The organism is Actinomadura sp. GC306 (assembly GCF_004348665.1).
GTDB lineage: Bacteria > Actinomycetota > Actinomycetes > Streptosporangiales > Streptosporangiaceae > Spirillospora.
In genome coordinates, this window is the sequence record NZ_SMKM01000254.1 from 1 (window position 1) to 9,788 (window position 9,788).

Genomic DNA, 9,788 nt, shown 5'->3' on the forward strand with positions numbered 1-9,788 from the left:
GCAGGTGCGCTAGCTTTCGGGGGATGAGTTCCGCGAAGCTGACGTTTCGTGCCGCCACGAAGGCCGATGTTCCCGCGCTGGTCGCGCTCATCGAGCGGGCCTACCGGGGCGATGAGAGCCGTGCCGGGTGGACGACCGAGGCCGACCTGCTCGGCGGCCAGCGCACGGATGCCGGCATGGTCGCGGCGGTGGTGGACGACGCGTCCGGCCGCCTGCTCGTCGGCGAGGCGGACGGCGTCCCGGTGGCCTGCTGCCAGCTGGAGAACCGCGGCGGCCACGCCTACTTCGGCATGTTCGCCGTGGACCCCGGTGCCCAGGGCGGCGGGCTCGGCAGGCGGGTCCTCGCCGAGGCCGAGCGCGTCGCGCGCGAGCAGTGGGGCGCGGACGAGATGCGCATGACGGTGATCACCCTCCGCGCGGAGCTGATCGCCTGGTACGAGCGGCGCGGCTACGTCCGGACGGGCCAGACGCAGCCGTTCCCGTACGGCGACGAGCGCTTCGGGCTCCCCAAGCGCGACGACCTGGAGTTCGAACACCTGGTGAAGAAGCTCGCCTGATACCGGGCTTGCCCCGTCCCCCGATTGTCCTGCCACGGAACCGCACCGCCGTTCCGCCATGCCTCCATGCCCGGCCGCCCGCGATTGCTAGTTATTACGTAGTTACGTAGTATTGGATTCGTGGCAGATGAGGAGCTCGCGGAGCGGGTCGGGCGGCTGGAAGAGCGCGTGGCCCGGCTCGAAGGCGCGGACGCCCAGGCCGACGCCCCGAAGGCGGACGGCACGTTCTGGGCGCTGAACGGCCTGAAGGACCGCGTCGACGACCCGGGCGCGGTGCTGTTCACCGGCTCGGTGACGCTCCCGTCCGGCGAGCACTACGAGTGGCAGCAGGGCCACACCGTGGACGACCTGCTCGCCGACGACTGGTCCGAGGCGGCCGAGACCATGTCGGCGCTCGCGCACCCGGTGCGCCTGCTGCTGCTGCGGGAGATCCTGCACGGCGCCCGGACGACCGCCGAGCTGGCCGCCCACGAGCGACTCGGCACGACCGGGCAGCTCTACCACCATCTGCGCCAGCTGGTCGCGGCCGGCTGGCTCCGGACCGCGGCGCGCGGCCGGTACAGCGTCCCCGGGGAACGGGTAGTGCCGCTCCTCGCCGTCCTCGCGGCGACCCGCCGCTGAGCACCACTGGGAGGGAACATGCACAGGACACTCGCCCGATTCAGGACGTTCTTCGTCCTGCTCGGCCTGGTACTGGCGTTCAGTACGCCGCTGCACGGCCGCGGTGCGCTGTCGATGGCGGGCACGGTCATGATCGTCTGCGGTCTGGCGCTGTTCTTCGTGCCCGGCGCCGCCCCCGGACGGGAGCCGGTCGTGCTGCGCAGCCCCGTGCGGGGACGCTGGGTACCGGTTAACAGCCCTGCCGACAAGGTCCCCAGCCACGGCACCCACGAGCTGGGGCAGGCGTACGCGATCGACCTCGTCCACGTGCCCGAGGGGGCGCCGGAGTGGCGGCCGCTGCGCAAGGGGCCGATCGCGTCGCGGCCGGAGTCGTTCCCCTCGTTCGGGCAGGAGATCACCGCGCCCGCGGACGGTGTCGTCGTCCAGGCGAGCGGATGGCAGCGCGACCACTGGAGCCGCAACTCGTGGCCCGCGTTCGCCTACCTCATGATCGAGGGCGTCTTCTTCCGCGCGCTGCTGTCCTACCTCACGCTGTCGGCGGGGCGGTTCGTGATCGGCAACTCCGTGGTGCTGGACCTCGGCGACGGGGTGTACGCGGTGCTCGCCCACATGCGGCGGGGGTCGGTGCGGGTCCGGAAGGGCGACCGCATCCGGGCCGGGGACGTCCTCGGCGAGGTCGGCAACTCCGGCAACTCGTCGGAGCCGCACCTGCACTTCCACCTGATGGACCGTCCCCGGCCCGGCGCGGCCGCCGGGGTGCCGTTCGCGTTCCGCTACGAGAGCGGCGGCGAGGTGCGCACCGGGGTGCCCGGCGGGCGCCGGCCGTTCGTCCCGGTGACCGGGGAGCAGGTCGGCGGCGGCCAGGCGGCCTGAGCCGGCGCCGCGCGGGTCAGCGGGCCGGGGGCCGCCAGCGCGGGTCGCGTCCGGAGGCGGCGACGGCCCGCTCGAAGGGCGCCGCGTCCTCGGCCACGGGGGCGGGCGCGGCGAACCCTTCGTACTCGCGGTACATCTCGGCGTTCTTCTCGACGGTCTTCAGCACGAACCGTCCGGTATCGGCCGAGACCCGGTATTCCTGGCCGGTGGCCTTCGCGACGTCCCAGCCGTGCAGGGCCATCTCCAGGATGAGCATCGCGGCGGTGTCGGCCGCCGGGGTGCCGGAGATCTCCCCCTCCCACACGGCCGGGTCCGCCCAGGCGGCGACCGCGCGGTCGATCTGCTCGGCGTAGTCCTGTGCCCAGCCGTCGCCGGCGGTGAAGTCGCGTTCGGTCAGCTCCTCCGGAAGCTCCTTGCGGAGCGCCCGGTGCTCAAGGCCGTGGGACGTATAGAGGACGAGGTGGTTCACGAGCGTCCGGAGGTCGTACTCCCCGCACGGTGTGGGGTCCGTCAGACGGTCCTGCGGGACACCGCGGGCGATTCGAGCGGCCTCGGCGGCGCATTCCTTCATGTAATCGTGTTCGTGCATGTCCAGCACGCTACGGACGCCCGGTGAGCGGCTTCTTGGACAAACGCGCCAACTATCCTGGTCACGTGCCGGATATGGGACGTGGGGTGCTGTACCCGCACGAACACGCGGGCATCGCCAGCGTCGACCGCAGGCCCCCGAGTGCCGCCCTGGCGCCGTTCGTGGAGTTCTACTGGAACGTCCGGTGGCGGACGGACGAGCCCTACGAGACGAAGGTGCTGTCCCACCCGAACGTGCATCTCGTCTTTGAGGAGCCTGTGCCGCTGGTCTACGGGGTCGATCGGTCGCTGTTCGTGCGCCGGCTGGAGGGTCGGGGTCAGGTTCTCGGCGTGAAGTTCCGTCCCGGCGGTTTCCGCGCGTTCACGGCACGGCCGGTCATCGACCTCGCCGACCGCCGAGTTCCCGCCTCACGCATCTTCCGCCCGGAGGTGGACGACGTCAGCCGCGCCGTGCTCGCCCACAGCAGCGTCGACGCGATGGTGGGGCAGGCTGAGGAGTTCCTTGTGCGCGACCTCCCCGACCCGGATCCCGTCGCAGGCGAGGTGGCCGCGATGGTCGCAACCATCACCTCCGACCCCACCCTGTTCAGGGTCGACCAGGCCGCCGACAGGCTGCACGTCTCGGTCCGCACCCTGCAGCGGCTTTTCGCCGAGTACGTGGGGGCGAGCCCCAAGTGGGTCCTGCGCCGGGCACGCATCCACGAGGCCGTGACCCGTGCGGACCAAGGCGTCCCGTTCGAGTGGACGACCTTGGCCGAGGACCTCGGTTACTCCGATCAGTCGCACCTGACCCGCGACTTCACCGCAACCGTCGGTGTGTCACCCGCCAAGTACGCCGGATCCTGACCCCCGTTACCTGGGGATGAGGCGGAACGCGATGAAGGCCGGGAGCACCTCCAGCTTGGCGTGGTCCTCCGGGTAACGGACGGCCATCTCCGGGACCGGACGAGGTTCCAGCAGCTCCTCTATGACGAACCCCGCTTCGCGGAAGTCGGCGCATACCGCGGTCAAGGGACGACGCCATGCGCGGATGGGCCAGTCCCGGTCAGGATCCAGTGACTCCTCCACACGTTCCTCTGTGAAGTACGAACCGCCCAGGCGCACCCAATGCATGAGGGGGTGCTCGGTCGACAGGACGACGGCGCCGCGCCGCGTCAGGATGCGGCGGAACTCGCGCAGGAGGCCGACCCGGTCGTCGATGTAGTGCAGCGCCAGCGCGCAGACGACGAGGTCGGCCGATCCGTCCGGGACCCAGGTCAGCGGCTCGGAGAGGTCGTGGACGCGCAGGTCGGCGAGGTCGTCGCAGCGCGCGCGGGCGAGGTCGACCAACGTGGGGCTCACATCGCAGCCGGTGACGCGGGCTCCCCGTTTCAGCAGCTCACGGGCGTAGAGCCCGGGTCCGCAGGCCGCGTCGAAGACCGCGAAGCCGCCGACGTCCCCGGCGAGGTCGAGTACGGCTGGACGGTCGTAGAGGGCGTTGTAGGGGCTGTCCTCGGCATGGGCGGCGTACTCGTGGGCGAAACGCTCATACATGCCCTGATCGTCCCAGAAGGATCAACAGGGCGTGTCAAGGCGAGGGGCCGATCTCGGTCAACTCCCGGGCTCGCGGGCGTCCGGACGCGGCTCGGCTCGACTCGACTCGGCTCAGCGGGCGGCGAAGAAGGCGCGGAGGGTTCGCGAACCCCGACCGACCCGCGAGCCCTCCGCGCCTTCGCCTGTGGGGCGGCCGAGGCGCGGGCCTCGACCACCGTTTCCGTAGAAGAAGTACGCTAAAGCGGTCTGCGGGGGTTCAACCGCCCGGAACCAGACGAGGGCGGGGCAAGTCATATGCAGGTGCTTCTCATCGAATTCTCGCGGGACGGGCGGCGTTGACCAGCGGTGACGGCTCGCCCGCGGGCGGCCCGCCGAACCTGCGCAAGGAGCGGCGTCCGGCCGAGTCTCGCCCGGGTGGCCCGGCGTGGATCGTCGTCCCCGTCCGCGTGGTCGCGCTGATCGTCCTGGTGCCGCTGCGGCTCGTCCACGACGTGGCCGTGCAGATCGGGCGGGGCATCGGGGCGGTGTTCAACCGGCTGATGCGGGCGCCGATCTGGCTCGGCCGCCAGATCGGCCGGGTGCTGCACGCCGTCTGGCGCGGGCTGTACCGGTGGCTGCTCGCCCCGGTCGGACGCCTGCTCGCGGCGGTCGCCCGGGGGATCGGCGCGCTGCTCGCCTTCCTCTTCGTCCGGCCCGCGGGCTGGTTCGGTCGCTGGGTGGCTCGCCTGGCCCGCTGGCTTCACCGCACGCTGCTCGTCCCGATCGGCGCCTTCCTGGCCATGATCGGACGCGGCCTGCACCGGTTGCTGCTCCTCACCGGCCACGGGCTCGCGCTGCTGTTCACGGGCCTCTTCACGGGCCTCCGCCTGCTGGTCAACGCGCTCGTCGTCGTCCCGGCCGTGTTCCTGTGGAGCCACCTCCTCCGGCCGCTGCTCCTCGGCCTCCGCTGGCTGGGACTGGTCCTGCTGGTACGTCCCGCCCAGGCGGTGTGGCGGTACGTCCTCGCCCCGGTCTTCGCCGGGCTCGCGGCGGCGTGGCGGCTCGCGGGCCGCGTCGTGCGGTGGCTCTGGCGGACGCTCGTCGTCCTGCCCGTGCGGACGCTGGTCGTCGAACCGGCGCGCTGGGTCGGGCGCAGCGTGCTGCGTCCCGTCGGCCGCGGGCTGCGCGGGGTGTGGCGGGCGTCGGTCCGCGACCCGCTCCGCGCCGCCCGCCGGACGGTACGGGAGACGAGCCGCGACATCCGCCTCCAGCTCCGCCGCGCCTTCCGCGGCTAGCGGCGAGCCGCGCCGGCCCCTCGCGGGAACCGGCGCGGCCTGCCGTCGTCCTACCTCAGGGCCTCACTCGGAGGCGGTGTCCTGCTCCCGGTCGTCGCGACGCCGGTTGCGTTCGCGCATCCTCTTGAGCAGTTCCTTGCGCTCGGCGGCCTGCTCGCCGCCGTTGCCGGCCCCCTGCGGCCCGCCCCCGCGCAGCGCGCGCCGCGAGAGGTTGTTGCGCTGGCCGCCGACGCCCAGCATGCCGTTCCGGCGGTTCTTGGACATGGGTTCTCCCGTTCGGCTGGGTGTTCGTTGCGGATGCACCCAGGTCCGGCCGTCGGGAGCGGGAACTCAGGCTCCGATCGCGTCCCGGCCGGACCCGGCGCCGGGACGGTCGCGGTACACGCGCTTGGGAGCCGGCCACCACGCGGTGGCCTCACCGATCAGCAACATGCGGCCAGGCTAGGCGCCGGGTCCGCACCCCTCAACGCATTTTCGGGCGGCCCCGGCTGAGATACTGCGGGCGATGTATCGACTCCTGTTCTCACTGGTCATCACCCGGATCTCCGCGGAGACCGTCCACCACCTGACGCTGCGCGCGCTCCGCGTCCTGCAGGCGGTGCCGGGGGCGGTGCCGCTGCTGCGGCGCCTCCTCGCGCCCCGCGACCCGGCGCTGGCCGTGCGCGCGCTCGGGCTCGACCTCCCGAGCCCGCTCGGCCTCGCCGCCGGGTTCGACAAGGACGCCGTCGCCTACGAGGCGCTCGGCGCGTTCGGGTTCGGCCACGTCGAGATCGGCACCGTGACGGGCAGCCCGCAGCCCGGCAACCCGCGCCCGCGGCTGTTCCGGCTCGCTCCCGACCGGGCGGTCATCAACCGGATGGGCTTCAACAACGCGGGCTCGCAGGCCGCCGCCGAGCGGCTGCGCCGCCGCGGCACCGGCACGGTCGTCGGGGTCAACATCGGCAAGACGAAGGCCGTCCCGGAGGCGTCCGCGACGGCCGACTACGTGGCGAGCGCCGAGCGGCTCGCCCCGCACGCGGACTACCTCGTCGTCAACGTCAGCTCCCCCAACACCCCGGGCCTGCGCGACCTGCAGGCCGTCGAGCACCTGCGCCCGCTGCTGGCGGCCGTGCGCGAGGCCGCGGACCGCTCCACCGGCCGCCGCGTCCCGCTGCTGGTCAAGATCGCCCCGGATCTGGCGGACGACGACATCGACGCGGTCGCCGGCCTCGCGCTCGACCTCGGCCTGGACGGCGTCATCGCCACCAACACCACGATCGGCCGGGACGCCCTGCTCAGCCCGCCCGCCCTGGTGAAGGAGACCGGCGGGCTGTCCGGCGCGCCGCTGAAGGAGCGGTCGCTGGACGTCCTGCACCGCCTGCGGGCCCGCACCGGCGGCCGCCTCACGCTGATCTCGGTCGGCGGGGTCGAGACCGCCGACGACGTGTGGGAGCGCCTTCAGGCGGGCGCGACGCTCGTCCAGGGCTACACCGGCATGATCTACGGCGGTCCCCTCTGGGCGCACCGCATCAACCGGGAGCTGTCCCGGCGCGTCCGGGAGAGCGACTCGAAGACCCTTCCCTGATCTGCATCTCCTCCGGGCGGCTTTGCCAGTTGGTGCCTCGGCGGACGGCATCGGCGGGCCGGGGCGGGGCACGGTGCAGGTATGTCCGGCGAGCCGAGCGTGCGCGAGCCGACGGTGCGCGAGCCGACACCCGTGACCCGCGAGACGCTGCTGATCCGGGTCGCGGGGACGCTGCTCCTCGCGCTGCCCGCGATCGTGACGTGGACGGGCGGCCTGCAACCGCCGGCGCTCGCCGCAGTGGTGATCTTCGGCGCCGGGGTGCTGTCCGCGGCGATCCTGCTGACGTGGGCGGCGGAGACCGCGCGGGCGGACGTCCCCGGCGCGCTCGCCGTCGCGCTGCTGGCCCTCGCCGCGCTCCTGCCCCAGTACGCGCTCGACCTCTACTTCGCACACGCCGGAGGGACGAAACCGGGATACATCGCCTACGCGGCGGCGACCATGACCGGCGCGAACCGGCTGCTCGTCGGGGTCGGCTGGGCGCTGGCCGTGCTGGCGTTCGCGCTGGGCGTGCGGCGGCTGGCCGGACGTTCCGGCGGCGGCTCCGGCCGGCACGCGGCGCGCGGCACGGGGCGGCGCACCGTCCGGCTCGCCGCGCGGCACCGCGTCGAGCTGGGCTTCCTGGCGCTCGCGGCCGTGCTCGGCTTCATCCCGGCGCTGACCGGGGAGGTCGGCTGGTACCTCGCGGTCGTGCTCGTCGCCGTGTACGTGCTCTACCTCGTCCGGATCGCACGCGGCGCCCCGGACGACACCCGCACGACCGCCGGGGTCCCGGGACGGCTGGTCGAGCTGCCGCCGCGGCGGCGCCGGATCGCCGCCGGGGTCTGCTTCGCGGTCGGCGCGGTGATCGTCTACATGTCCACGGCCCGGTTCGGGGACGCGCTCGTCGCCACCGGGATCTCCGCCGGGGTGGACGAGTTCCTGCTGGTGCAGTGGCTTGCTCCGGTGGTGGCCGAGGCGCCGCTGCTGCTCGCGGCGGCCATGTTGGCGTGGCGGCTGCGCGACTCCGCCGCGATGGGGACGCTGCTGTCCGGCAAGGTGAACCAGTGGACGCTGCTGATCGCCCTCCTGCCGTTCGCGTACCGGGTGGGCGGCGGCTCCTGGTCGCTGCCGCTCGACTCCCGGCAGACCGAGGAGATGCTGCTGACCGCCTCGCAGACCGTCCTCGGGCTCGCCTTCCTCATCGACCTGCTGTTCCGGCGATGGGAGGCCGCGGTCCTGTTCGTGCTGTTCGCGGTGCAGTTCGTCCTGCCGGGCGAGGACTTCAGGCTCCTCCTGTCGGGCGTGTACCTGGCGATCGGCTTCTCCGTGCTGATCGCGCGGTACCGGGAGCTCGGAGACGCGATGGAGACCGTGGTCCGCCCACGCCGTCGGCGGCGCTAGCCGAAGAAGCCGTCGGCGATCAGCTCGGGCAGGACGGCGTCCGCGTGCGCGCGGACCTCGGCCGGGTCCATGCCGGTGAGCTGCGCGATGGCGTCGAGGAGCGGATCGAGCGGCAGGGTGCCGTCGCAGACGCCGGCGAGGGCGGCCTCGACCGTCCCGACTCCGGCCGCGCGGCGCAGCCTTTCGGTTTGGCGGAGCACGATCCGCTCGGGGTCCTCGGCGCCGGGCGGGCCTATCTGCTCCTGGACCAGACCGGGGGCGACCCCCAAGGCTTGCCCACAGGCTGTGGAAAACTCGGCGCCCTTGACGAGGCCGTCGAGGACGTCCCCCACGTAGCCCCCGACCGGTTGCTCGACGGCGTGCCGGAGCTCCTCGATCCGGACGGCCGGGCGCTCACTGCGCCGCAGCGTGATCCAGCCGAACCCGATGCCGGTGACGCCGAGCCGCTCGAAGTGGTCGAGCCACGCCGCGTACCGCTCCCGGTACTCCGGCGTCCCCGCCTCGCAGGAATCACGTAGCCACAACTCGGCGTATTCTGCCGGATCCTGGACGTCCCGCTGGACGATCCACGCGTCGCACCCGGCCACCCAGGAGCCCACGCGCTCCTCCCACGGGACGCCGTCCACATGCAGCCAATTGGCCAGGAGCTGGCAGTATCCCCCATCCGTCAGGTACTGCGGCGCGTCCTGGACGAGGCGCCGGCAGAAGTCGTCACCCGGCAACTCCGACTCGCGGTACGTGAACCGCCGCCCCTCGGACGGCGCCACCACGAACGGCGGATTGGACACGACCAGATCGAACCGCCGGCCCTGGACGGGCTCCAGCAGCGACCCGCGGAGCAGTTCGGCGCCGTCCACTCCGGAGAGCGCGAAGCTCATCGCGGCGAGCTCCAGCGCCCGCGGATTGACGTCCGTCGCGGTGATCCGCCCGCCCGGCGATCGCCCCGCGATGTGCACCGCCTGGACGCCGCACCCCGTCCCGAGATCGAGCACGTTATCCACACCCCTGTGGACAACCAGGCGGGCCAGACTCCCGGACGCACCGCCCGCCCCCACCACATGATCGGCCGCCGGAACCGTCCCCGACCCCGGCCGCACGGACAGATCTGACACGACATATCCAGCATGACCCGCGCCGCCGACCGCCTCCAGCGGCTCGACGCGCAACCGCGCCCGCACCTCCCCGCCCGACACCTCGACGAGCCCCGCGGCCACCAACTCGTCCACTCCGCCGACCGCCGCCGCGACCACGGGGACCTGCAGCCAGAAAAGCCGCGTCAGCACCTCAAGCGGCGACCCGTCCCCGGACGCCCGCAACGCCGGCACGATCTCGTCCCGCGCCAGAGCCCCGCCCGCGACCGGCCCGAGCAGCTCCCGAACCCCGGCAACGGTGTAATCC

General features: G+C 73.0%; 11 protein-coding genes. 7 read left to right on the forward strand and 4 right to left on the reverse strand.

Annotation, left to right across the window (positions count from 1 at the left end; all coding sequences use genetic code 11):
• Positions 1–23: 23 nt before the first annotated feature.
• From E1200_RS26730 to E1200_RS26740, 3 genes are all read left to right on the forward strand, one after another.
• The gene (locus E1200_RS26730) at positions 24–557 is read left to right on the forward strand and encodes an N-acetyltransferase (protein ID WP_131954839.1); all 534 of its coding nucleotides are present in this window, start codon (positions 24–26) and stop codon (positions 555–557) included.
• A gap of 120 nt (positions 558–677) precedes the next feature.
• The gene (locus tag E1200_RS26735) at positions 678–1,178 is read left to right on the forward strand and encodes a helix-turn-helix domain-containing protein (RefSeq protein WP_131954840.1); all 501 of its coding nucleotides are present in this window, start codon (positions 678–680) and stop codon (positions 1,176–1,178) included.
• 18 nt (positions 1,179–1,196) lie between these two features.
• Entirely contained in the window at positions 1,197–2,051 is an 855-nt protein-coding gene (locus E1200_RS26740) for a M23 family metallopeptidase (protein ID WP_131954841.1), read from the forward strand.
• Between the two features lie 16 nt (positions 2,052–2,067).
• Here E1200_RS26740 and E1200_RS26745 read toward each other — a convergent pair whose 3' ends face one another.
• Positions 2,068–2,640 (reverse strand): TIGR03086 family metal-binding protein, encoded by a 573-nt coding sequence (locus tag E1200_RS26745; RefSeq protein WP_131954842.1) that lies wholly within the window; start codon positions 2,638–2,640, stop codon positions 2,068–2,070.
• 74 nt (positions 2,641–2,714) lie between these two features.
• Here E1200_RS26745 and E1200_RS26750 point away from each other — a divergent pair, with 74 nt between their 5' ends.
• Positions 2,715–3,485, forward strand: a complete 771-nt coding sequence (locus E1200_RS26750) for a helix-turn-helix domain-containing protein (RefSeq protein WP_131954843.1) — start codon at positions 2,715–2,717, stop codon at positions 3,483–3,485.
• A 6-nt stretch (positions 3,486–3,491) separates the two neighbouring features.
• Here E1200_RS26750 and E1200_RS26755 read toward each other — a convergent pair whose 3' ends face one another.
• Positions 3,492–4,172 (reverse strand): class I SAM-dependent methyltransferase, encoded by a 681-nt coding sequence (locus E1200_RS26755; RefSeq protein WP_131954844.1) that lies wholly within the window; start codon positions 4,170–4,172, stop codon positions 3,492–3,494.
• A 335-nt stretch (positions 4,173–4,507) separates the two neighbouring features.
• On the opposite strand from E1200_RS26755, the gene E1200_RS26760 reads away from it, so the two are divergent.
• Complete coding sequence (locus E1200_RS26760) at positions 4,508–5,446, forward strand: hypothetical protein (RefSeq protein WP_131954845.1); 939 nt, start codon at positions 4,508–4,510, stop codon at positions 5,444–5,446.
• 63 nt (positions 5,447–5,509) lie between these two features.
• On the opposite strand, the gene E1200_RS26765 is transcribed toward E1200_RS26760, so the two are convergent.
• The gene (locus E1200_RS26765) at positions 5,510–5,710 is read right to left on the reverse strand and encodes a DUF6243 family protein (RefSeq protein WP_131954846.1); all 201 of its coding nucleotides are present in this window, start codon (positions 5,708–5,710) and stop codon (positions 5,510–5,512) included.
• 241 nt (positions 5,711–5,951) lie between these two features.
• Here E1200_RS26765 and E1200_RS26770 point away from each other — a divergent pair, with 241 nt between their 5' ends.
• Together E1200_RS26770 and E1200_RS26775 are read left to right on the forward strand one after the other, a co-directional pair.
• Positions 5,952–7,010: a quinone-dependent dihydroorotate dehydrogenase gene (locus E1200_RS26770; RefSeq protein WP_131954847.1), complete on the forward strand. Its 1,059-nt coding sequence runs from the start codon at positions 5,952–5,954 to the stop codon at positions 7,008–7,010.
• 81 nt (positions 7,011–7,091) lie between these two features.
• Positions 7,092–8,390 carry a sodium:proton exchanger gene (locus E1200_RS26775; RefSeq protein ID WP_131954848.1) on the forward strand — a complete coding sequence of 433 codons (1,299 nt, stop codon included), beginning with the start codon at positions 7,092–7,094 and terminating at the stop codon, positions 8,388–8,390.
• Here E1200_RS26775 and E1200_RS26780 read toward each other — a convergent pair.
• Positions 8,387–9,788 (reverse strand): class I SAM-dependent methyltransferase (locus E1200_RS26780; RefSeq protein ID WP_131954849.1); only part of this gene is annotated, 1,402 nt, incomplete at its 5' end. The genes E1200_RS26775 and E1200_RS26780 overlap by 4 nt on opposite strands.

Excerpts from the sequence above, each read along its gene's own strand:
- E1200_RS26750 (WP_131954843.1), top strand. The coding sequence starts at position 2,715 with ATGGGACGTGGGGTGCTGTACCCGCACGAACACGCGGGCATCGCCAGC.
- E1200_RS26775 (WP_131954848.1), top strand. The coding sequence starts at position 7,092 with ATGTCCGGCGAGCCGAGCGTGCGCGAGCCGACGGTGCGCGAGCCGACA.
- E1200_RS26765 (WP_131954846.1), bottom strand. The coding sequence starts at position 5,710 with ATGTCCAAGAACCGCCGGAACGGCATGCTGGGCGTCGGCGGCCAGCGC.
- E1200_RS26745 (WP_131954842.1), bottom strand. The coding sequence starts at position 2,640 with ATGCACGAACACGATTACATGAAGGAATGCGCCGCCGAGGCCGCTCGA.
- E1200_RS26740 (WP_131954841.1), top strand. The coding sequence starts at position 1,197 with ATGCACAGGACACTCGCCCGATTCAGGACGTTCTTCGTCCTGCTCGGC.
- E1200_RS26755 (WP_131954844.1), bottom strand. The coding sequence starts at position 4,172 with ATGTATGAGCGTTTCGCCCACGAGTACGCCGCCCATGCCGAGGACAGC.
- E1200_RS26730 (WP_131954839.1), top strand. The coding sequence starts at position 24 with ATGAGTTCCGCGAAGCTGACGTTTCGTGCCGCCACGAAGGCCGATGTT.
- E1200_RS26770 (WP_131954847.1), top strand. The coding sequence starts at position 5,952 with ATGTATCGACTCCTGTTCTCACTGGTCATCACCCGGATCTCCGCGGAG.